Annotated in this window: 20 protein-coding genes; 15 read left to right on the top strand and 5 right to left on the bottom strand. The window is 68.1% G+C overall.

The window, feature by feature from the left end; genetic code table 11:
- Positions 1–124: 124 nt before the first annotated feature.
- From LX81_RS08380 to LX81_RS08310, 15 genes are all read left to right on the top strand, one after another.
- Positions 125–1,141 (top strand): Bug family tripartite tricarboxylate transporter substrate binding protein, encoded by a 1,017-nt coding sequence (locus LX81_RS08380; RefSeq protein WP_111536845.1) that lies wholly within the window; start codon positions 125–127, stop codon positions 1,139–1,141.
- Between the two features lie 53 nt (positions 1,142–1,194).
- A complete protein-coding gene (locus LX81_RS08375) occupies positions 1,195–1,677 on the top strand; it encodes a tripartite tricarboxylate transporter TctB family protein (RefSeq protein WP_111536844.1) in 483 nt (160 codons plus the stop codon).
- Positions 1,674–3,194, top strand: coding sequence for a tripartite tricarboxylate transporter permease (locus tag LX81_RS08370; protein ID WP_111536843.1), 1,521 nt, complete (start codon positions 1,674–1,676; stop codon positions 3,192–3,194). The genes LX81_RS08375 and LX81_RS08370 overlap by 4 nt, the downstream gene beginning before the upstream one ends.
- A complete protein-coding gene (locus LX81_RS08365; RefSeq protein ID WP_111536842.1) occupies positions 3,187–4,002 on the top strand; it encodes a sugar phosphate isomerase/epimerase family protein in 816 nt (271 codons plus the stop codon). Before LX81_RS08370 ends, LX81_RS08365 begins: the two co-directional genes overlap by 8 nt.
- Positions 3,999–5,330, top strand: a complete 1,332-nt coding sequence (locus tag LX81_RS08360; protein ID WP_170133879.1) for an enolase C-terminal domain-like protein — start codon at positions 3,999–4,001, stop codon at positions 5,328–5,330. Before LX81_RS08365 ends, LX81_RS08360 begins: the two co-directional genes overlap by 4 nt.
- Positions 5,331–5,407: 77 nt before the next feature.
- Positions 5,408–6,568, top strand: coding sequence for a Gfo/Idh/MocA family protein (locus LX81_RS08355; protein ID WP_211322727.1), 1,161 nt, complete (start codon positions 5,408–5,410; stop codon positions 6,566–6,568).
- Positions 6,565–7,710 carry a dihydrodipicolinate synthase family protein gene (locus LX81_RS08350; protein ID WP_111536840.1) on the top strand — a complete coding sequence of 382 codons (1,146 nt, stop codon included), beginning with the start codon at positions 6,565–6,567 and terminating at the stop codon, positions 7,708–7,710. The genes LX81_RS08355 and LX81_RS08350 overlap by 4 nt, the downstream gene beginning before the upstream one ends.
- Positions 7,707–8,534 (top strand): sugar phosphate isomerase/epimerase family protein, encoded by an 828-nt coding sequence (locus LX81_RS08345; RefSeq protein ID WP_111536839.1) that lies wholly within the window; start codon positions 7,707–7,709, stop codon positions 8,532–8,534. The genes LX81_RS08350 and LX81_RS08345 overlap by 4 nt, the downstream gene beginning before the upstream one ends.
- Positions 8,535–8,699: 165 nt before the next feature.
- A complete protein-coding gene (locus LX81_RS08340; RefSeq protein WP_111536838.1) occupies positions 8,700–9,353 on the top strand; it encodes a TetR/AcrR family transcriptional regulator in 654 nt (217 codons plus the stop codon).
- A gap of 99 nt (positions 9,354–9,452) precedes the next feature.
- Entirely contained in the window at positions 9,453–10,619 is a 1,167-nt protein-coding gene (locus tag LX81_RS08335; protein ID WP_111536837.1) for an NAD(P)/FAD-dependent oxidoreductase, read from the top strand.
- A 249-nt stretch (positions 10,620–10,868) separates the two neighbouring features.
- On the top strand, positions 10,869–12,119 hold the full coding sequence (locus LX81_RS08330; protein ID WP_111536836.1) for an extracellular solute-binding protein: 1,251 nt from the start codon (positions 10,869–10,871) through the stop codon (positions 12,117–12,119).
- Between the two features lie 4 nt (positions 12,120–12,123).
- On the top strand, positions 12,124–13,011 hold the full coding sequence (locus tag LX81_RS08325; protein WP_111536835.1) for a carbohydrate ABC transporter permease: 888 nt from the start codon (positions 12,124–12,126) through the stop codon (positions 13,009–13,011).
- On the top strand, positions 13,008–13,955 hold the full coding sequence (locus tag LX81_RS08320; protein ID WP_111536834.1) for a carbohydrate ABC transporter permease: 948 nt from the start codon (positions 13,008–13,010) through the stop codon (positions 13,953–13,955). The genes LX81_RS08325 and LX81_RS08320 overlap by 4 nt, the downstream gene beginning before the upstream one ends.
- A 66-nt stretch (positions 13,956–14,021) precedes the next feature.
- Complete coding sequence (locus LX81_RS08315) at positions 14,022–14,921, top strand: MBL fold metallo-hydrolase (protein ID WP_111536833.1); 900 nt, start codon at positions 14,022–14,024, stop codon at positions 14,919–14,921.
- A gap of 84 nt (positions 14,922–15,005) precedes the next feature.
- Positions 15,006–16,379, top strand: a complete 1,374-nt coding sequence (locus LX81_RS08310) for an aldehyde dehydrogenase family protein (RefSeq protein ID WP_234822538.1) — start codon at positions 15,006–15,008, stop codon at positions 16,377–16,379.
- Here LX81_RS08310 and LX81_RS08305 read toward each other — a convergent pair.
- The 5 genes from LX81_RS08305 to crtI are packed head-to-tail and all read right to left on the bottom strand — an operon-like array spanning position 16,357 to position 22,441.
- Positions 16,357–17,475, bottom strand: coding sequence for a sulfotransferase family protein (locus LX81_RS08305; RefSeq protein WP_111536832.1), 1,119 nt, complete (start codon positions 17,473–17,475; stop codon positions 16,357–16,359). The genes LX81_RS08310 and LX81_RS08305 overlap by 23 nt on opposite strands.
- On the bottom strand, positions 17,462–18,532 hold the full coding sequence (locus LX81_RS08300; RefSeq protein ID WP_234822537.1) for a glycosyltransferase family 2 protein: 1,071 nt from the start codon (positions 18,530–18,532) through the stop codon (positions 17,462–17,464). Before LX81_RS08300 ends, LX81_RS08305 begins: the two co-directional genes overlap by 14 nt.
- A gap of 54 nt (positions 18,533–18,586) precedes the next feature.
- Entirely contained in the window at positions 18,587–19,387 is an 801-nt protein-coding gene (locus LX81_RS08295) for a lysophospholipid acyltransferase family protein (RefSeq protein ID WP_111536830.1), read from the bottom strand.
- Positions 19,371–20,900 carry a phytoene desaturase family protein gene (locus LX81_RS08290; protein ID WP_111536829.1) on the bottom strand — a complete coding sequence of 510 codons (1,530 nt, stop codon included), beginning with the start codon at positions 20,898–20,900 and terminating at the stop codon, positions 19,371–19,373. Before LX81_RS08290 ends, LX81_RS08295 begins: the two co-directional genes overlap by 17 nt.
- Positions 20,897–22,441, bottom strand: a complete 1,545-nt coding sequence (gene crtI, locus LX81_RS08285; RefSeq protein WP_111536997.1) for a phytoene desaturase family protein — start codon at positions 22,439–22,441, stop codon at positions 20,897–20,899. The genes LX81_RS08290 and crtI overlap by 4 nt, the downstream gene beginning before the upstream one ends.

Raw genomic sequence — 22,441 nt, 5'->3', positions numbered from 1 at the left:
GCCGGGTGCGGGTCGACCCGCTCCCGGCGCCTTATCTGCTGGCGGTAACCCGTCGAAAGTCGTCGCTTGACTCGTTCCGACGAAACGGTAACCTACCAATTGGTAGTTTAGGGAGGTTACCGGAATGAGATCCATCATGGCAGGGGTGCTGGCGACGGCGAGCTTCGTGGCGCCGGCGTCGATCGCCCAGGAATACAGCTGGCAGCCCGATCGACCGATCAACATCATCGTGCCATGGTCGGCAGGGGGATCGACCGATCAGGTGACCCGCGTCGTGGCGCCGATCATCGAGGAGGCGCTCGGCACCGAGGTCGTGGTGGTGAACCAGCCCGGGGCGTCGGGCTCCACTGGGACGCGCGCCGCCCTAGACGCGCCGCGCGACGGCTATACCTGGACCGCGAACGCCATCGCCAACAACGCGACCTACGCGGTGACGGGCCTCGTCGAGGATACGTCGATCGATGATTACCACATCTACCTGCACGTGGCGAACGTGCCGATGGTCAGCGTCAACATCGATACGGAATTCCAGGACTTCCCGGCTCTTCTCGAGGCGATGGAGACCGGCTCGGTGACCGTCGGCACGGCCGGCGTGAACAGTTCCGGCGGCATGGCGCTCGCCGCCATTCGCGAAGCCGCGAAGAACGACCTGAACGGCGCACGGATGATCACGTATGACGGGGGCAACCCGGCCGTGATCGCGGCGGCGTCGGGAGAGGTGCAGTCGACGACCCAACTCGCCGTCGAGCAGACCGAGATGGTGCGGGCCGGGCGTCTTCGCCCGCTGACCGTCCTGTCGGACGAGCCGCTGGAGGTAGAAGGCATCGATCCGGTACCGCCGATCACCGAGTTCGTGCCCGATTTCCACGTGGCGGCCGATTATTTCGGTGTCTTCATTCCCACGGGCGCCCCGCAGGAAGTCTACGACACCATGGACCAGGTATGGCAGGACCACGTCATGGAGAGCGAGGAATTGCGCAGCTATGCCAACGATCACGGCGCGGTCTTCGCACCGAGCTATGGCGAGGAAGCGCGCGAGATCGCTATGCCCGTCGTCATCGCCGAGGCCTGCGCGCGGGTCGAGCGGGGCGAGGCGGTTGTCGATCCGTCCGAGATCGGCATCGACTGCTCCGGCTCCTGAGCTTCGCCGGGAAGGCCCCGGCCTTCCCGCCCAACCCTCCCGGAGGGACGTTCATGACCATGTCGCTCGCCGATCGCCTGACCGCGATCGTCCTCGGCGCGCTCGGCCTGTCGATGGCCGTGGGCGGTTACACCATGGACCGTCTGGAGATCCGACAGATCCATCCCGCCTCGATCCCCGGTCTCGTACCGATGATCCTGGGGGCCCTGCTCGCACTATGCGCGGGCCTTCTCTGGCGCGAGGCCGCGCGAGCCCGGGAAGAGGATGCGCAGACCTTCCATGACGGATCGTGGCTCCGTCTCGCCGTGACCGCCGGTCTTTGCCTCGTCTACGCGCTCGTCCTCGTCGGCTGGCTGCCGTTCTTCTGGTCGACCGCGATCTTCACGGCCGCCTTCTCCGCGATCTTCTCGTGGCAGGCGGAGGCATCGACGTTCGTGCGGGCACGGTCCCTCGCCGTCTCCGCGATCCTCGGCGGCGCCGTCGCCCTCGGCACCTCGGCGCTTTTCGCCGAGGTTTTCCTGGTCCGTCTGCCATGAGCGCCCTGACCGACCTCGCCGCCGCCTTCGCGCTCCTCCTGACGCCGATGATGCTGTTCCATGCAGCATGGTCGACGCTTCTGGGCATCATCATCGGATCGCTGCCCGGTCTGACGGCGACGATGGGCGTCGCGCTGATGACCACGCTGACCTATTCGCTCGACAGTACCTCGGCGATCCTCGTGCTCCTGTGCATGTACGTGGGCGCGATCTACGGCGGCTCGCGCAGCGCGATCCTCCTCAACATCCCCGGCACGCCCGCGAGCGCCGCGACGGCGCTCGACGGCTATCCTCTCGCCAAGGCGGGTCGCGCGGGCTACGCGATGGGCCTCGCCACGGTGGGCTCCATGATCGGCACGCTCGTGGGCATCCTGCTCCTCGTCCTGATCGCGCCACCGCTGGCCGAGGCGGCGCTCAATTTCGGCAGTTTCGAGTTCTTCTGGCTCGCGGTCTTCGGCATCGTCATCTCCGGACAGCTCACGGCCGACACGACACCGCTCAAGGGCTACATCGCGGGGATCCTGGGGCTGATGGTCGCCATGGTCGGATCGGAGGGGATCCACGCCCATGTGCGCTTCTCCTTCGGCTCCAGCGACCTCGCAGGCGGCATCGGCCTGATCCCCGCCATGGTGGGTGCTTTCGGCTTCGCCGAGATCCTAAACGCCATGTGGGGTCGTGCCGGGATCCTCGCCACCGCGAAAGATAAGAGCGACCGGATCCTGCCCACGCTCTCGGATGTCTGGCGCTACAAGGTGACCTCGATCCGGTCCGGCATCATCGGCACGCTGGTAGGAATCATTCCCGGCGTGGGCGAGGATATCGGTGCCTGGGCGAGCTACGTCGCCGCCCGGCGCACGAGCAAGGAAGCGGATCGCTACGGCAAGGGCAGCCACGAGGGGCTGACGGCGGCGGAGACGGGCAATTCCGCGGTCGTGCCGGGCTCCCTCATCCCGGCGATCACGCTCGCGGTGCCCGGTTCGGCGAGCTCCGCCGTTCTGATCGCGGCGCTCTTCATCCACGGTATCCGGCCCGGACCGCTGATCATGATCGAGCAGCCGCAATTCGTCAGCCAGGTCGGCGCGATGCTGATCCTCGCGACGCTCTTCATGGGGCTCTACGGGTTGAGCCTGACGCGGGCCTTCGTGCAGGTCCTGCGGGTGCCCTACGCCAACCTGATGCCGATCGTCTTCGTGCTCTGCGTGATCGGCACCTACGCGCTCAGCCAGCGGATCTTCGACATCTGGGTCATGGTGGCCTTCGGCCTCGTGGGCTTCGTCCTGCGGCAGATGAAGTATCCCATGGCGCCGCTCGTCCTCGGGATCATCCTCGGCGATCTGCTCGACAAGAGCTTGCGGCGCGGCCTGACGCTCAGCGACGGCGATCTCGTGCCGTTCTTCACGCGGCCCGTCTCGCTCGTTTTCGTGGTGATCATCGCGTTGTCGATCCTCGCGAACTTCGCGTCGGTGAGACGGTGGGTGACCGGCATCCTCGCGCGGGCGGAAAAGCGCGATGCTTGAATACACGCTCTGCAATGAACTCCTGGCCGAGGAGGGGACCGATCTCGGCGCGCAGGCCCGGATCGCCCGCGACCTCGGCTATGTCGGGCTCGAACTCGCGCCCTATACCCTCGGCCCCGCCCCCGAAGAGGCAGACGCGCGAGCGATCCGCAAGACGGTCGAGGATGCCGGGATGCGGATCACGGGGCTGCACTGGCTGCTCTCACATTACCCGGACGCGTCGATCACCGATCCGGCGCGGCAGGCAGCAACCCGGTCGCGCCTGCTTCGTCTCCTCGACCTCTGCGCCGCGCTCGGCGGGGAGGTGATCGTGCATGGCTCGCCTGCGAACCGTCGTCGGCCGCCCGGAATGTCCGATGCCGACCTTGTCGCGTCACTCGCCGAATTCTTCGCCCCGCTGGCCGCGCGGGCAGGCGAACTCGGTCTGAGCTACTGTATCGAGCCGCTCGCGGAAGCCGAGACGATCGGCGACGTGGGCGAAGGCGCGGCGCTCGTCCGCGCGGTCGGCCATCCTGCCTTCAGGACAATGATCGATTGCTCTGCGGCCGGTCAGGTGGAACCGCCGGTGGCCGACCTGATCCGGCGATGGGTCCCCGAAGGGGTGATCGGCCATATTCACGCCAACGACACGAACCGCGGCGCGCCGGGCATGGGCACGGATCCGTTCCACAACACCGTCGCGGCCCTGATCGAGACCGGATGGTCCCGTCCGATCGGGATCGAGCCGTTCCGGACGCTCGTCGACGCGCGCGTGACCGCCGCGACCGGGATCGCGACGCTCAGGGCCTGCGAGGGTGCGCTGCGATGACCCGGCTTCGTATCCTGGCCGCGGAATGGGAAAAGCGGACCGTCACCATGCGCCTGCCCTTCCAGTTCGGCACGGCGGTCATGCACCGTACCGGCGAGGCGTGGTGCCGCGTGACGGCACTGGTGGATGGCCGGGAGATCACGGGCCGTTCGGCGCAGCTGATGGTGCCTCGCTGGTTCGACAAGCGCCTTGAGCTCTCCGCCGAGGACACGATCGGCACGTCGAGGGAGAGCGTGCGCGTCGCCACCCAAGCGATCGCCGGACAGGAGGGACCGCTCCCTGCCCTCGCGCGCGAGCTTCGGGTCGTGGCGTCGGACCGGATGCCGGCCGGCACGCCGCCTCTCGCGGCGGGGTTCGGTCCCGCGCTCGTCGAGATGGCCCTGATCGACGCGGTTTGCCGCGCCGCCGAAGTTCCGTTCTGGCGCGCGGCCCGCGACGATCTCTTCGATCTCGCGGCGCATCTTCCCGCCGATCTGTCGAGACAGGCGCTTGCCGCTTCGCTACAGAGGATCGGGCCGCCCCGCAGCGCGCGTCTGCGCCACACGATCGGCTTCGACGCCCCCCTCGTCCCGGACGATGTCGCGGCCGACGCGCCACGCGACGGATTGCCGGTCTGCCTCGCGGAGGTCATCGCGGCGCACGGGATAACCGCGTTCAAGATCAAGCTGAAAGGGGATCCGGCCGAAGACCTGAACCGCCTGCGTCGGATCGCCACCCTCCTCGCGCCGGTCACGGATCGGACCGTCACGCTCGACGCGAACGAGCAATACGCTCCCGAGGCCTTCGACGAGTTCCTCGCGGCTCTGGCGAAGGACCGAGCCCTCGCCCCGATCCGCGACGCCCTGCGCTTCGTCGAACAGCCCTTCGACCGTACGACGGCGCTCTCCGGTCCGGTCCCGGACGGCATCGGCGTTCCCCTCGTGATCGACGAGAGCGACGACCACGACGACGCCTTCGCCGAGGCGCTCGACCGGGGCTGGGCCGGGACGTCGATCAAGAGCTGCAAGGGCGTCCTCCGCGCACTCCTGAACGCGGCGCGGGCACGGGAGGCCGAGGCCATACTGTCGGCGGAGGATCTGACCTGCCAGCCGGGTCTCGCCTGGCAGCAGGACACGGCGATGGCGTCGGCTTGCGGCGTGCCGGACATGGAGCGCAACGGCCATCATTTCGCAGGCGGCATGCAGGGGGCTCCGGACGACGAGGTGACGGCTCGGCTCGCCGTCCACGACGACATCTACAAATGGGTCGAAGACCGTCCGGCGCTCGGAATTTCCGAGGGTCGCGTCACGATCCGCTCCCTCGACCAACCTGGTTTCGGGGGAATTTGAGGCGATACCGGGCTATTGCGCTTGAACCTACTGTTTAGTAGGTTACCGGAAAGTAGGACAGTCAGGAGGATCGGTGAGTGAGACGCGAACGCATCGGCATCATCATGCACGGGGTGACGGGACGGATGGGGATGAACCAGCATCTCATACGTTCCGTCCTCGCGATCCGGGACCAGGGCGGGCTCGCGCTGTCGGACGGGCGGCGTCTGGTGCCCGATCCGATCATCGTCGGGCGCAATGCCGAGAAGATCGCGGCCCTCGCCGAGGCGCATGGCGTCACGCGCCACACGACCGACCTCGACGCCGCGCTCGCCAATCCCGACGACGCGATCTTCTTTGACGCGGCCTCCACGCAGATGCGGCCGGGTCTGCTGAAGCGGGCGATCGACGCGGGCAAGCACGTCTATTGCGAGAAGCCGGTCAGCGAGAGCCTCGAGGAGGCGGTCGATCTCGCACGCCATGCGAAGTCCAGGGGCGTCAAGAACGGCATCGTCCACGACAAGCTCGACCTGCCGGGCCTGGCCAAGCTGAAGCGCCTGCGCGACCTGGGCTTCTTCGGCCGGATGCTCAGCGTGAAGGGCGAATTCGGGTACTGGGTCTTCACCGGTGACGACCTGACGCCGCAGCGGCCCTCCTGGAATTACCGCGCGGAGGATGGCGGCGGCATGATCTCCGACATGCTCTGCCATTGGCGCTACGTCCTCGACAACGTAATCGCCCCGGTGAAGTCGGTCTCTTGCCTCGGCTTCACCCACATCCCCTCGCGGCTCGACGAGGCCGGTGCGCGCTACGACGCCACAGCCGACGACGCGGCCTATGCCACGTTCCTCCTCGACGGGCCGGACGGGGAAATCGTGGCGCATATCAATTCGAGCTGGTGCACCCGCGTGCGCCGCGACGATCTCGTGACCTTCCAGATCGACGGCACACACGGATCTGCCGTCGCGGGGCTCCATCGGTGCTGGTCGCAACACCGGGTCAACACGCCGAAGCCGGTCTGGAACCCCGACGAGCCGCAGACACTCGACTTCTTCGACACCTGGGAAGAGGTGCCGGACAATCAGGTCTTCGACAACGGCTTCAAGGTGCAGTGGGAAGGTTTCCTGCGCCACGTGGCCGAGGATGCGCCCTGGTCCTATACGCTCGCCGAAGGCGCCAAGGGCGTGCAACTCGCGCGGGCCGGCTATCTTTCCTCCAAGGAACGACGCTGGGTCGATCTGGAGGACCTTGGCCTATGAGCACCACCCTCGCCCTGCCCGGCGGCGACGTTACGCTGACCGCCGGTCCCGCGCCCGAAGGCGGCGCGGACTGGTCGCGGACCGCCTATGCCGCGGCCCACGTGGTCGCCGATCCCCTGGCCGAGATCGATCCGTCGAGCGAGGTCGACCTCGACTGGGACCGCACGCTCGCCTTTCGCCAGCATCTCTGGAGCCTCGGCTTCGGCGTGGCCGAGGCAATGGACACCGCGCAACGCGGCATGGGCCTCGACTGGGGAACCTCCCTCGAGCTGATCCGCCGCTCCACCGCGCTCGCGAAGGAGGGCGGGCACCTGATCGCCAGCGGCGCGGGCACCGACCATCTGGCGCCCGGCCCAAACGTGACCGTCGACGACGTGATCCGCGCCTACGAGGAGCAATGCGAGGCGGTGGAGGCCGCGGGATCGCGCGTGATCCTCATGGCGTCGCGCGCGCTGGCCGTCGCGGCCACCGGGCCCGAGGATTACGCCCGCGTCTACGGCCGCATCCTGTCGGGGCTGGAGCGCCCCGCGATCCTGCATTGGCTGGGAGAGATGTTCGATCCCGCCCTCGCGGGCTACTGGGGGTCGGCCGACCACATGGCGGCGATGGAGACCTGCCTCGGCGTGATCGAGACGAATGCCGGCAAGGTCGACGGCATCAAGATCAGCCTCCTGTCGGCGGAGAAGGAAATCGCCATGCGGCGGCGCCTTCCCGATGGGGTGGCCATGTATACGGGCGACGATTTCAACTATCCCCACCTCATCGCCGGCGACGAGCAGGGCCATTCCCACGCGCTCCTCGGCATCTTCGACCCGATCGCGGGCATCGCGGCGAAAGCCCTGTCGGAGCTCGCTCGCGGCGAGACGGACACCTATCACGACACCTTCGCGCCGACCGTTCCGCTGTCGCGGCACATCTTCCGCGCGCCCACGCGGTTCTACAAGACGGGCGTGGTGTTCCTCTCCTATCTCAACGGCCACCAGGATCACTTCACGATGGTCGGCGGACAGGAGAGCGCGCGCTCGACGATCCACCTAGCCGAGATCGTCCGGCTCGCCGAGGCGGCCCGTCTCTTTCCCGACCCGGAGCGCGCCGCGGAGCGCGCCCGCCGCGTCCTCGCCGCGCGCGGGGTGGACGCATGAGCGGTATCGGGCCGGAGCGGCTGTCGCTCAACACCGCGACGGTGCGCGCGCAATGGTCGCTTGCGCAATGCATCGAGGGATGCGCGCGGCACGGCATCGCCGGGATCTCGCCCTGGCGCGACAAGCTGCACGAGATGGGCGTGGAGGCCGCGGCGACGGCGATCCGCGACGCCGGACTGCGCGTCTCCGGCCTTTGCCGGGGAGGATGGTACACCGCTTCGGGCCGCCTCGATCAGGCGGTGATCGACGACAATCGCCGCGCGGTGGACGAGGCGGCGGCCTTGGGCGCCGATTGCCTCGTCATGGTCGTGGGCGGATTGCCCGCGGGATCGCGGGACCTTCCCGCCGCCCGGTCCCTGATCGAGGAGGGTCTCGCCTCCACGCTCGACCACGCGCGCGCGGCCAATGTCCCCGTGGCCATCGAGCCGCTGCATCCGATGTACGCCGCCGACCGCGCGGCGATCAGCACGATGGGCCAGGCGCTCGATATCTGCGACCGCCTCGGGCCCGGGATCGGCTGCGCGCTCGACGTCTATCACGTATGGTGGGATCCCGATGTCGAGGCGCAGATCGCCCGCGCCGGGAAGGAACGCCTGATGGCCTTCCATATCTGCGATTGGCTGGTGCCCACGCGCGACCTTCTGACCGATCGCGGCATGATGGGGGACGGGGTGATCGACATCGCCCGCCTGCGCGGTCTGGTGGAGGCGCAGGGGTTCGACGGGCTGAACGAGGTCGAGATCTTCTCGGAGCACGATTGGTGGCGGCGGGACGCGGACGAGGTTCTCGCGACGATCGTGGAGCGCGGCGCGACCGCCTGCTAGACGCCGTGCCTAGAGCCGGGGCGGGGCGCCGCCCTCGGACTGCCCTGGATCCCGATCAGGGGCGGCAGGTGGGGCTTTCGCCCCGCTTCGCCGGGCCCGCTAGTCTTTGCGCTTGGCCGAGACTCCCGGTACCTTGTCCGCCATTGCCTCGTGCGGAGACAGATCATGAAGGACGGAAACGCGAAGCGCTCACCGAAGACCCGGCGCCGCGATGCCGAGCGCTCGCGCAAGCTGATCCTGCAGGCCGCGCTCGAGGAATTCTCGACGCACGGGCATTCCGGCGCCCGGATCGACCGCATCGCGCAGGCGGCCGGGATCAGCAAGCCGATGATCTACGATTATTTCGGGGACAAGGACGCGGTCTATGCCGCCGCGTTGACCGAGGCCTATGTCCAGATCCGCGAGGGAGAGCAGCATCTGGCGCTCGACGCCCTCGCGCCCGACGACGCGATCCGGGCGCTGGTGCGGTTCACGACGCACCATTTCCGCGAGAAACCGTGGTTCATCACCATGCTGAACACCGAGAACCTGCGCGGCGGCGAAACCATCCGTCGCATCCACGATGCGGCCGGGGTGCAATCGGTGCTGGTCAAGCAACTCGACGTGCTGCTGCGCCGGGGCGTGGCCGCGGGCTCGTTCCGCGACGGCCTCGACCCGCGGGAGGTCTATGTCTTCATCGCGTCGCTGTGCTGGTTTCCGGTCTCGAACGTGCACACGCTTCGCGCGGTGTTCCAGCTGCCGATCGACGACGACTGGCTCGACCGCCAGGCCGAGGAAGCGTCGGACATGATCCTGCTCTGGCTCAGACCTCGCACGTAAGGTGGAGATAGCCGTCACCGCGCCGGGAACGGAGAGGGTTCGACAATGCCGTCGTGGGCGGTACAGATGGCCCTGGATCGGTGCAGCGGGAGCAGTCGGATGAAGATCGTCGTTATCGGGGCGGGCATGATCGGGGTCTCGATCGCGGCCGGGCTCGCGCGGAAGGGAGCGGAGGTCGTCCTCGTCGACCGATCGGCACCCGGCACCGGCACGACGGCGACGTCCTATGCCTGGGTGAATGCCAACGGGAAGGAGCCGCGCGCCTATTTCGATCTGAACCGCGCCGGGCTCGAGGCGCATCACCGGCTCTCGCCCGAGGGCGACGCGGGGTGGCTCCATCGCGGCGGCCATGTCGAGATCGCCGTGGAGGAGCCCCATCGCACCGATCTCGCCCGGCGGATGGAGATGCATCGCGAACGCGGCTATCCGGCGGAAGAGATCGACGCGGAAAAGGCCCGTACCCTGCTGCCCGACGTGATCGTTCCGGACGAGGCGCGTCTCATCGTCCACTACCCGCGCGAGGCGCATGCCTATCCGGCCGCCTATCTCGCCGCTCTTCTCGGGCAGGCGCGCGAGGCGGGCGCCGAGATCCGGACCGGGCCCGGGCAAAACGTCGTCGGTTTGCGCGCGAGCGAAGGGGGTAGCGAGGTGACGCTCGCCGACGGGACCGCCATTCGGGCCGACAAGGTCGTCTCGGCCGCCGGGCGGTGGACGCCCGCCCTGGCCGCGCTCGCAGGCATCGACGTGCCGCTCCATGCCTTTGCCGAGCCGGGCGACATCACCGTGGGCTATCTCGCGACGACCAATCCGCTGCCCGTGCGCCTGACGCGGCTCGTGACCGCGCCCTCGCTCCATATCCGTCCGGCGGGCGGTGGGCGGCTCCTCCTGCAGGCGCTCGACCTCGACGCGACCGCCGATCCGGGAGCGGTCCCTGACACGCGATCCGACCTCGCGGCCACCTTCGTCGCGCGGCTCCAGCGCCTGGTGCGCAACGCCGAAGCCGCGCGGATCGACGAGCTTGTCGTGGGACAGCGCGTGATGCCCCGCGACGGGCGGACGATCGCGGGGCCCGCGCCGAACCTCTCGTGGCTCTACATCGTCGCAACGCATTCGGGCGTGACGCTCGCCCCTTACCTCGGGGAGGCGGTCGCCGCGGAACTTCTGGGCGAGAGGCAGGCCGAGCTCGACGATTTCCGGATCGAGCGGTTCCTCGACGAGACGAGCTATGGCACCCCCCACTCACCGCGCCGGCCCGCCCAGCAATAGGATCGCCGACCGGCATCTTCGGCAGCTGGTTGATCCCTTCGTGATATCTCGATCATGAGCCAATCCGGAATGTGACGGTTGCCAAACGAAGGTCCGGGCCGATCGACGCCTTCGCATCGGCGCGTGTCCCACGCTGCCTGCGACAATCCCGCGCGCAGGATTTATGTCGACCGGCCGGTGAACACCTCCTAGCCTGACAATGCTTCACGGGCCCGTCAGGCCGCCCGGTTGCATTCGGGGGAACAGACCATGCCGCATCGGACCATCATCGCCGCCACGCTCGTGACGGCGGGTACATCGCTCGCCGCCGTGGCGCAGGACGCCCCGCTCACCGTCGCGATGCACTACACGCAGGAACAGGCCGCACCGCTCCTGGCCTGCCTCGAAGAATACGATGCCGACGGGGTGACGGCGCAGTACCAGCAGATCAGCTATCGCGACTATCTCCAGACCGTGCTGACCGGACGGCTCGGCGGGCAATCTCCCGACATCTACAACCTCTACTCGATATGGGCCGCGCAGATGGTCGATAACGGCGTGCTCGACACGCCGCCCGACGATCTCGTCTCCTTCGTCACCGACAGCTACGCGGAGGGCACGGTCGATGCGGCGACGATCGACGGCACGCTCTGGGGCGTGCCGACGGAGGTGAGCGCGTATCTCCTCGTCTCCAACATGGCTCTCCTGCGCGAGGCGGGCTACGACGCGCCGCCCGCGACCTGGGACGAGCTCAGGGAAGTGGCCGAGGCCGTCACGACGCGCAATGCGCAAGGCCGGATCGAGAATGCGGGATTCGCGATAGCCGACAGCTCCTCGGGCGCGGGCTTCGTCCATCCGTTCTACGCACTGCTCTATTCCGAAGGCGGGACGCCCTATTCCGAGGATTTCGCCGAGGCGAACTTCGAAAGTCCCGAAGCCGTGGATGCGCTTTCGCTCATGGCCGGCCTGACGCAGGACGACATCACCGATCTTTCCGTCGACGCCTACGATTTCCCTGCGGGCGGGATCGGCATGATGATCATGGCGAACTGGTTCAAGAGCGAGATCGCGGCGGGGTTCGGCGACGCCTTTGCACAGGACGTGGTGGCGAGCGCCATCCCGATGGGAGAGGAATGGCGCACGCTCCAATACGCCTTCTTCATGGGCGTGGACAGCAACAGCGACCGACCGGAGGAGGCATGGGCGCTCGTCCGCCATCTCAACGAACCGCGTGACGGCGGGCCGTCCTGCATGGGGGAAATGCTCGCGGGCCTCGGCGCCCTGACGGCGAACGAGGCCGACAACGCCGCCCTGCCCGAGCCCGACGCCTTTACCGCGCCCTTCGTCGCGGCCCTGGCCGAGGGACGCGCGATCAGCCAGCCCAACGTCATGCAATCGGCGGAGATCGAGGGAATGATGGCGCAGACGATCGAGCGCGTGATGGCCGGCGAGGCGGAACCGGAGCCGGCGCTTTCCGGGCTTGATGTCGAGGTCGAGGATATCCTCTTCGAGTTCTACTGACCCGATGGAGCGCCGCCCGAAGGAATTCGATCCGGCCGGGGGCGGCTGGGCGCCCTGGCTGTTCCTGTCGCCGCTTCTCGTCTTCGCGGCCCTCTTCTTCGTCCTGCCGCTGGGGTTCTCGGTTTATCTGTCCTTCACGCGCTGGAACCCGCTCGGCACGCCCGACTGGGTCGGCCTGAGGCAGTTCGAGTACCTGCTGACGCGGGACACGACCTTCTGGGCGACGATCCTCAACACCTTCGTCTTCGCCTTCGGGTTCGTCGTCGCGGGCGTGCCGCTCGCGCTCGGCCTCGCCTTCGTGTTCAGCCGGGCGCGGGGCAAGGCCGTCTGGCGCTCGGTCTACTACCTGCCGCAACTCACCAACATCGTAGCGATCGCCTATCTGTGGCAGTTCGTGCTCGACGACCGCTACGGTCTCGTCAACCGCCTCCTCGGGATGGCGGGGCTGCGGGGGCCCGACTGGCTCACCGATCCGGTGATGGCGATGATCTCCGTCGTGATGGTCATGGTCTGGTACGACGCGGGCAAGAACATGCTCGTCTTCTCCGCCGCGCTCGAGGCGGTGGACCAGGAGATCTACGACGCCGCGACGCTCGACGGGGCGGGCGCGACGAGGACGCTCTGGAGCGTCACGCTGCCGATGATCCGGCCCGCCTTCATCTTCGTCACGATCACGAGTTTCATTACCGGCATGGGCTTCTTCGCCCTCATCCTCGCCATGACCGGCGGCGGGCCGCGCGGTGCGACCGAAGTCACGGCGCTCTACACCTACCGCATGGCGTTCGAGGATCTGAGGATGGGGCGCGCGTCGGCGGGCGCCCTGATCCTTTTCGTCATAATCGGGGTGATCTCGCTGCTGCAATTCCGCGCACTGAAGGAGCGGGCGACATGACCGCCTCCGATCCCCTCGTCGCGGGCGAGCGCGCCGAGGTCGCGGCGGAGGCGCGCGTCGTGGCCCCGCGCGGCATGGGCCGGCGAGCGGGTGGCGTACTCAAATACGTGGCCCTCGCCCTGGGCGCGCTCGTCATGATCCTGCCCTTCGCGGACATGTTCGTCGGCGCACTCCGTGGCCCCGCGGACGTCTACGCGAGCCCGCCGCGCTATTTCCCGGCGGAGCCGCAATGGGGCGTCTATGCCCGTGTCTTCGCGGAACTGCCGATGCGGACATGGTTCGCCAATTCGGTGATCGTCACGGGGCTCATCACCGCGGCGCAGGTCGCGACCTCCGTCACGGCGGGCTATGCGCTGGCCAAGTACGACTTCGCGGGCCGGGCATCGATCTTCCGTCTCGTCGTGGGCGCGCAGATGTTTCCCTTCTTCCTCTTCATCATCCCGATCTTCTTCATCCTGCGCTTCGCGCCGCTCATGGGCGGCAACGACATCGCCGGACAGGGCGGATCGGGGCTGCTCGGGACCTACGCGGCGCTCTGCCTGCCCTTCGTCGTGACGTGGTACGGGGTGTTCCTCATGCGGCAGTTCTTCATAGGGATCCCCGACGACCTGATGGAGGCCGCGCGGCTCGACGGGGCGTCGGAATACCGCATCTTTCGCTCGATCATGCTGCCCCTCGTCAAGCCCGCCATCGCGACGCTGACGCTCTTCTCCTTCGTCTATCACTGGAACGAGTTCATCTGGACGATGACCGTGACCCGCTCCGCGCCCGAGTTGCAGACGCTGCCGGTGGGCATCTACCTGTTGCAGGGCGCGTTCGAGAACCTCGAGCAGAAATCGCTGCAACAGGCCGCACTCGCCATCTCGATCCTGCCCGTGATCGTCGTCTTCCTGGCGCTCCAGCGGCTCTTCGTCTCCTCCGATTTCGCGAGCGGCGTGAAGTAGCGCCGGGCGTCTGGCGCGATCCGCGCGAACCCCTTAGGTTCGAACCGGAAAGAACGGAGGCGGTCCATGAGCATCCTGTCGAGGGAAAGCCCGTCGCGTGGCCCCGCGAGCCCCCGGGTCGTGGGCGTCTACGAGCCGGTCACGGGCTCGATCCAATACATCTGCATCTGCGAGGCGACGAAGCAGGCGGCACTGATCGACGTGGTGCTGAACTTCGACGCGGCGGCGGCGCGAACCTCCACGGAACACGGTCTATGGATGCTCGATTTCCTCGACCGGGAGGGTCTGGAGCTCACCTGGATCCTCGACACGCATCCACATGCCGATCACCTGATGGCGGCGGCGTGGCTGAAGGAGCAGACCGGAGCGCCGATGGGCATCGGAGAGAAGGTCCACGACATCGCGGCGCTCTGGCGCGATCTCTACAATCTGCCGGACGCCTTCGATCCCGGTGCCGATTTCGACCGCCTCTGGGCGGATGGCGACACGTTCTCCCTCGGCGAACTGGACGCGCGGGTCATCCTCTCCCCCGGCCATACGCTCGGCTCCGTCACCTACGTCATCGGCGATGCGATCTTTGCCCATGACACCTTCATGCAACCCGACGCGGGCACCGCGCGCTGCGATTTTCCGGGCGGATCGGCGCGGGATCTCTACGGGTCGCTGATGACGATCCTGTCTCACCCCGACGACACCCGCATCTTCATCGGCCACGATTACGGAACCGACGACCGGGACGATCCGGAATGGGAAAGCACGGTCGGAGAGCAGCGGGCGTCGAACAAACACCTGGGCGATGGTACCTCGGAGGAGGAGTACATACGGACCCGCGAGGCCCGCGACGCCACCCTCGGCCTGCCGACGCAAATGCTCCATGCGCTGCAGGTCAACCTCCGCGGCGGCCGCCTGCCGGATGCGGAGGCCGATGGCCGTGCCTACCTTAAGATCCCGGTCAATCGCTTCTGAACGCCGCAGCAGACCGTCATCGCCGCAACCGCCATTCCCACTATATCCCGTGGTGGAGAACCCCGTCGCAAAGGCTTGTCCCACTTGGAACACGATCTGCCCGATATTCTTCGTGACGCCGCATCCCGGCTACCGCCGGACGAAACGCCGCTCGATCTCGCAGCCCGGCGGCGGCATCTCGATGCCCTCGCGCGAGAGTTGCGCGCGTCGGCCGAGGATTTCGCCGCGGCGATCGACGCGGATTTCGGCGGCCGCCCGCGGGTCGAGACGATGCTTGCCGAGATCGCCATGGTCCTCGAGAACATCCGCTGGACGCGGCGGCGGCTCAAGCGCTGGACACGGGCCAAGCGGGTCGTCCTGCCCCTCGAGTTCCTGCCGTCGCGCGCGCGCGTCGAACGGGTGCCGCTGGGTCTGGTGGGGATCCTCGCACCTTGGAATTACCCGGTCCAGCTTGCCCTCGTCCCGCTCGTCGCGGCGCTCGCGGGGGGCAACCGCGTGATCCTGCACCCCTCCGAGCACGTGCCGCGCACGGCGGAGCTTCTCGCGGAGGTCGTCCACCGCGCGGTGGGTGCGCGGGTCCGCGTCGTGACCGGCGGGACGAAGGTGGCGGCGGCGCTCGCGCGGATGCCGCTCGACGGCCTCTTCTACACCGGCTCGACCCAGACCGGCCGCAAGGTGCTCGCCGCAGCGGCGGAGAACCTGACGCCCACGATCCTGGAACTCGGCGGCAAGTCGCCCGCCATCGCGTTGCCCGAAAGCGACCCCGACCGTGTGGCAGTCTCGATCATGGCGGGCAAGCTTCTCAATGCAGGGCAGACCTGCGTGGCGCCCGATTACCTCATGGTGCCGCGGGCCGAGATCCCGCGCTACGTCTTGGCGCTCAAGGACGCCGCGACGACGCTCTATCCCGATCCCGAATCCCCCGATTACGCCGCTATCGCGCGTCCCGCCGACCGCGACCGGCTCGAGGCGCTTCTGGACGCGGTCGAGGCGGTTCCGTTGATGGCGCAGATGCCAGACCCCCCGCGCCTCGGCGCCTGGGCCGTCGTCGATCCCGATCCGGAGAGCCCGCTCATGCAGGAGGAGATCTTCGGACCGATCCTGCCGATCCTGCCCTACGACACGCCGGAAGCGGCGGCGGGCTTCGTGAACGCTCGGCCGACCCCGCTCGCGCTCTATGTCTACGGCGAGGACGAAGCGGCCTGCGACCGGATGGTGGGCCGGATCCGGTCGGGTGGGGCGATGGTCAACGAGAGCGTCCTGCACGTGGCGGTGCATTCCCTGCCCTTCGGCGGCGCCGGCGCAAGCGGGATGGGCGCCTATCACGGCGAGGAAGGGTTCCGCAGCTTCACCCGGCCGCGCAGCGTCGTCATCCGCTCGCGTTTCGCCCCGATCGGGCTCGCCCGTCCGCCCTACGGCCCCGCGATCCAACGGATCATCCGGTTCCTGCTGCGCTGAGCCGTCCGTAGACGGCGAACTCCTCCGGCCAGCGTCGGCGCAGCGCGGCAAGCTCGCGCGCCTCGAGCACCCCCGCACGCGAGCGGTAGCCTGCCTGCGCGTCGCAATAGGCCTCGGCGCGGGTCCGCGCCTCCGCGCCGCCCGGCAGGCCCAGATCGTCCCAGAGCCGACCGATAACCCGCGCGGGATCGGAGACGAGGTCCGCGAACGCCACCTCCCTAAAAGTATCGGGGCCGAGCCCCGCGCTCGATCGGCGCAGGCCCGCCATGAGTTCGGGATAGGTCGCAAGGATCGCCGCGTCGAGATCGACACCGCGCGGATCCTGCAACGCCATCTCGTCGAGCGCGATCCTGAGCGCCCGGCGCGCGGAGGCGAAGACTTCCGCCGGGTCGCGGTGGATGTGGATCACCTTCGCGCCCGGGAAGAGCCGCACGAGCAGATCGACATGCGCGGTATAGGCGGGGTTCTTCAGAAGGAGCGGCGCGGCGCGGCGGCGGCCCATGGTCCGCACGTACCAAGCCATCGCCCGTTCGCGGCGCGCCCGCTGCCGGGGCGTGCCGCGATGGAGAAGCCCGGCACGGTAATCCTCGGCGAAACGGCGAGGAAAGTAGAGCGCGTGGAAATAGGAAAGCGGCCCGGCATTGGCGAGGCCGATCTCGTCCTCGGTCGGATCGTCGGGATGCATCGCGACCCCGTCGATGAGCCGGGTCCGGGGCAGCCGCGCGTTGACGAAGGGCCGCATGATGGGCCCGATCGTCCGCCGCTCCCAGGGCAGGGTCGCGATGACCGGCGGCACGACCGCGAAGGCGCCCGACGCGGCGAGGACGTTGTGCAGATGCGTCGTGCCGCTCCGGGGATGACCCACGACGAAGACCGGCGGATGGGACGGCGCACGGGCGAACCGGTCGAGCCCCGCCTCGATGAGGGTGAAGGGCGCGCGAACGAGCGAGCAGGCGACCGCGACCGCGAAGGTCGGCCACGCGGAGAAAGACGGCCCGCCCCGCCGTGCCGCGAGCTCGAGGAGCGTGACCGGATCGGCCCCGCAGAGCGGATGGAAGGCGCGGTGCCAGGGAAACGGACGGTCAGCTCGCGTCATAGGTCCGGCCGCGCCAGCTCCGCCCTCGGCCTCGGCCCGCGCCGACGAGCGCGTTCCATTGGATGGCGAGGACGATGCAGATCGCCACGGGATGGAGCAGGACGGAGAGCATGGATTGACGGACCACCAGCGCCGTCGCGAGCCGCGCGGCCAGAACGAGGACGAGGGCCGCGAGCGACCAGCCGAGCGGTCCTGTCCCTCCCGACAGGAGGATCGAGACGACGAGCAGATAGGGCAGGACGTGACCGCCGAGGAGCAGGATCGTCCAGACCGGCAAGGCCACGGGCTTGGCCATTCCCTCGGTCGCATTCTTCGAGAAACCGGACCATATCTCGGGCCAGGTCTCGTACATCCGGCAGGTGGCGAGCGGCGTCGCGTCGACGAGGTCGGTCCGTCCTCCCGTCCGGCGCATCAGGCGTGGCAACATCAGCCCGTCATGCATCGTCGTGCGGATCTCCGCATGTCCGCCGGACCGGACATAGGCGTCCTTGCGCACCATCATGAGCTGCCCGCACCCGGCCGCGAACCCCTCGCTCGGGAAAGCGCGCGCCATCGGAAGGGGCAGATAGCCCAGGAGAAGGACGAAGATCTGCGGGATCACGAGCTTTTCCGCGAGGGTTTCGGTCCGCTGTCGGGGAAAGCCGCTGACGAGATCGAGCCCGCGCGCGGCGAGATGGGCCGCCATCCGCGCGGCGCCGCCGGGCGCGATGCGCACGTCCGCATCGACGAAGAGCAGCACGTCGTGACGCGCCGCGCGCGCGAGCGTGAAGCAGGCATGCTGCTTGCCGTTCCAGCCCTTGGGCAGGCCCTTTCCGGAAAGAAGCCGCACGCGGGGATCGGAGGCGGCACGCTCTTCCACGATCCGACCGGTCCCGTCGTCCGACCCGTCGTCGAGCACCACGACCTCGATCTCTCCGCCGCCCGCGAGCGCATGATCGATCGCGGGGCCGATGTTCGCTGCCTCGTTACGGGCGGGGATCAGGATCGAGACGGGTGGCGCATCGCCGTGCCGCAACGCGGGCGGCGCCCGGAAGATCGCGAGATTGCAGAAGGTCACGCCCGCATAGAGCGCGGCGAGGGCGAAGCAGACGATCGCGAGGACGGTCAGGGCTCAGTTCTCCTCCATGTGCTCGGCGACGTAGCGCCGGCCGGTCGCGGCGGCCTTCAGGCGACCCCATACACCATAGACCCCACCGACGCCCGCGGTTCCAGACAGGATCCGCTCGAACTCCGCGGGAGACCGGTTCCGTGCCATCGCGGAAAGCGCGTCCATGCTGGCTTCGAGACCCGCGGCGAGGCGATCGTTCAATGCCTCCGCGCTTTCCCCGTCACGCAGCAGAACCGGTTCGCCAAACCGCGCGAGCGCCTCTGGCCGCTTTTCGGTCCAGAACGGGTATTCGACGGCCAGCGGCAATGCGACGATGTCGGGATGGCGGATCATCAGGCGCGCGAGCCCGGTCCTGAGCGTGACGGGCCGCTGACGCGGATCGTTGAACTCTCCCTGCGCAGTGATCCAGAGCATCCGTGCCGGATCGGAAAGGACCCGACCCGCCACGCGCAGGAACTCCACGCCGCCCCGTCGCGCATCGCGTTCCACCCCGAAAAGGCCGATGCGGCCCATGAAGCGGTACTTCTCCAGCATCTCCGCGTCGATGACGCCATAGCTCTGCCGGGCGGCGAGGGGACCCGCGGCGAGGACGATGAAGAACGCCGGGTCCCACCAGGACGGATGGTTGGCGTAGACGACGAGCGGACGTCCCTCCGGCAGATCCGGCAGACCCGGACGGGCGAGGCGCACGGCCCGGAAGGACCGGCGCATCTGCCGCCGCATCACGCCCGCGAAGAACTGCGCGAGCGCCTCCGATCGAAGGCCGATGGGGTCGCCCCGCCGCGCCTCACTCGGCCGCGACATCGCGGGGCGCGGTGTTCCGAGTCGCGTCCTGGTGCAGGCTGTCGGCCGCGATCCAGCCCGACATCAGCGCCATCGGCATGCCCGGTCCCGGATGCGCGGAGCCGCCCGCGAGATAGAGGCCCGGCACCTGCCGCGAGCGGTTGCCGGGCTTGAACGCGCCGTTGACCTTGCCGTGGCTCACGAGCCCGTAGATCGCCCCGTCGAGCACCTTGTAGCGGTCGTTGATATCCTGCGGCGTCAGTACGTCCTCGGTGACGATCCGCTCCTCGATATCTTCCATCCCCGCGGTGCGCTTGAGCTTGTCGAGGATCGTGCGGCGGTACTCGGGCAGCATCTTCGACCAGTCATGGCCCTCGCGCAGGTAGGGCGTATGGACGAGGATGTAGAGCGCCTCGCCCCCCTCGGGCGCCACGCCGGGCTCCGTCCGGGCGGGTGCCGCGATATAGGCGGTAGGATCGGCGGCGGGCTGGCCCTCGTCATAGATCTCGCGGAACTCGTCCTCGGGGTTGTTCGAGAAGACGAAATTGTGGTGCGCGAGATGCTCGTAGGCACGGTCAAGCCCGAGATAGAGGACGACGCCCGAGCAGGCGGGCTCGCGCTTGCGGCCCTTCTGGAAGTTCTCCCAGGCCGTGCCGCCCACAAGCTCGCGGTAGGTGCGCACGCTGTCCATGTTCGACACGATCCGGTCGAAGGCCATCCGCTCCCCGCCCGCGGCCATTACAGCCGTGGCACGCCCGCCTTCGGTCTCGATCCGTTCGACCTCGATGCCGGTGCGGAACGTGACGCCCAGATCCTCGGCGAGACGCGTCAGCGCGCGGGGCACCGCGCGGGTGCCGCCCATTGGGTACCAGACCCCTTCGCCCACCTGCATCTGCGCGATCCCGCAGAGCACGGCAGGGGACGCGAGCGGCGACGACCCCACGTACTGGATGAAGTGTTCCAGCATCTGCGCGAGACGCTTGTCCTTCACGTTGCGCTTGACCTGGTCGGCGACCGTCCGGTGCATCCGGAGCGACAGGACGTCCGAGAGAGTCGCGAGCGACATCGACGTCTTCATGTTCATCGTGTCGCGCAGATCCTCGACCGACTTCCAGAAGAAGAAGCGGTCGGACACCTCCGACAGGCGGTTCGCGACTTTCAGGAAATCCTCGTATCCCTGCACGTCGCCCGGCGCGAAATCCTGCAACGTCCTGCGCATCGTCTCCCGGTCGTCGGCGAGGTCGAGCACCGAGCCGTCATCGTAGAAGCAGCGCCATTGCGGGTCGAGCCGGCGCAGGTCGAGATAATCCGACAGCTCGCGTCCTGCCTCGGCGAAGATGCGCTCGAGCACCCGCGGCATGGTCAGGATCGTCGGCCCCATGTCGAAGCGGAATCCGTCGCGTTCGAGCACGGCCGCCTTGCCGCCGAGCCAGGAATTGCGCTCCAGAAGCGTGACGTCATGGCCGCGGGCGGCCAGCGTGCAGGCTGCGGCCAGTCCGCCCAATCCACCGCCGATGATGCCGGTCGTGCTCATTCCGCGATCTCCTCTTCCTGTGCGGGGCGAATGTCGGGGATCGTGCCGGCGCGGTCGAGGCCCAGATCATCCGCGGCAAGCTTGCTCGCGATCTTGGCACTCTCGAAGATCGTGGGCAGGCCCGATCCGGGATGGGTGCCGCCGCCCGTGAGATAGACGCCGTCCACGTCCTCGAACCGGTTGCGCGGCCGCCAGTGCAGCATCTGCCCGAGATTATGCGCGAGGTTGAAGGTGGCGCCGCGATAGACGCCTTGCTGCGCCTGCCAATCTTCGGGCGTGAACATCAGCTCCGTTCTGATTTTCGGTCGGATATCGTGGCCGCAGAGCCGCTCGAGCCGGGTCAGGATCTTCTCGCGATAGAGCGGCGCCAGCGTCTTCCAGTCCGTGTTGCCGTTGAGATTGCCCACGGGGACGAGGACGTAGAGCGCCGAATGCCCTTCGGGGGCCAGCGTCGGATCGGTGACGGAGGCGTTCTGCACGTAGATCGTGGGCTCCTTCGGGGCATCGCCCGCGTCGATCTCCCGGATGTTCGTGAGGTAGTCATTCGAAAGGAAGATCGTGTGGTGGTGCATGTCCGGGAACTGCCCCTCGAGCCCGAGATAGAGCATGAAGGTCGAACAGGAATATTTCTTCGACGCGATCTTCTTGTCGGTCCAGCGTCGGCGCAGCTTGTCGGGGACGATCTGCTGGATCGTGCTCGCGAAATCGCCGTTCACCACCACCGCGTCGGCCGGATAGGTGCCCCCCTTGGTGATCGCGCCCGTCGCGCGCCGCCCCTCGAAGGTCAGCCGCTCGACCGGCTCCGACAGGCGGATGTCCACGCCCATCTCCCGCGCGACCCGTGCCATGGCGCGCGGGATCGCGTTCACGCCGCCCGTGGGGTGGAAGACGCCGAAGCCGTATTCCACATGGGCCACGATCGTGAAGAGCGAGGGACACTTGAAGGGGGACATCCCCAGGTATTTCGACTGGAACGAGAAGGCGAGCCGCACATCGGGGTTCTTGAACCAGCGGCGCAGATCCTGATCGACGGTGAGCCACGGGCGGAAGAGCGGCATGGCGCGCGCCATGTCTGGCTTCATCAGCGAGCCGAGATTGTGGAAGGGCCGTTGCAGGATCGGCCGGAAGACGTCGAACTTCGCCTTGTTCTCCGCAAGATAGGGCGCGACGTTCTTCGCGTCCTCGGGATCGATCCGCGCCACCTGCTCGGTCAGGCGCTCCACGTCCGCGGTCGCCTCCACGATGGTGCCGTCGTCGAATTGCAGGCGGTACATCGGCTCGAGCCGCGTCATCTCGACTTCCGCATCGAAGGAGCGACCGCAGGCAGAGAAGATCTCGCGCAGGACCTCGGGATAGAGGAAGAAGGTCGGCCCCACGTCGAACGTGTAACCGTCCTGGCGGATGACGCCGGTTCGCCCGCCGACCTGGTCCCCGCGCTCGAGCACGGTGACCTTGGCGCCAGCGGCCCGCAGGAGCATGGCGGACGCGAGCCCGCCCGGCCCCGCGCCGATGACGACGACATCACGCGATCGGGTGGACAT

Source organism: Palleronia aestuarii, assembly GCF_003253995.1.
Taxonomy (GTDB): Bacteria; Pseudomonadota; Alphaproteobacteria; order Rhodobacterales; family Rhodobacteraceae; genus Palleronia; species Palleronia aestuarii.
The sequence above is the reverse complement of the archived record's forward strand: the minus strand, read 5'-3'. Positions and strand labels throughout refer to the sequence as shown.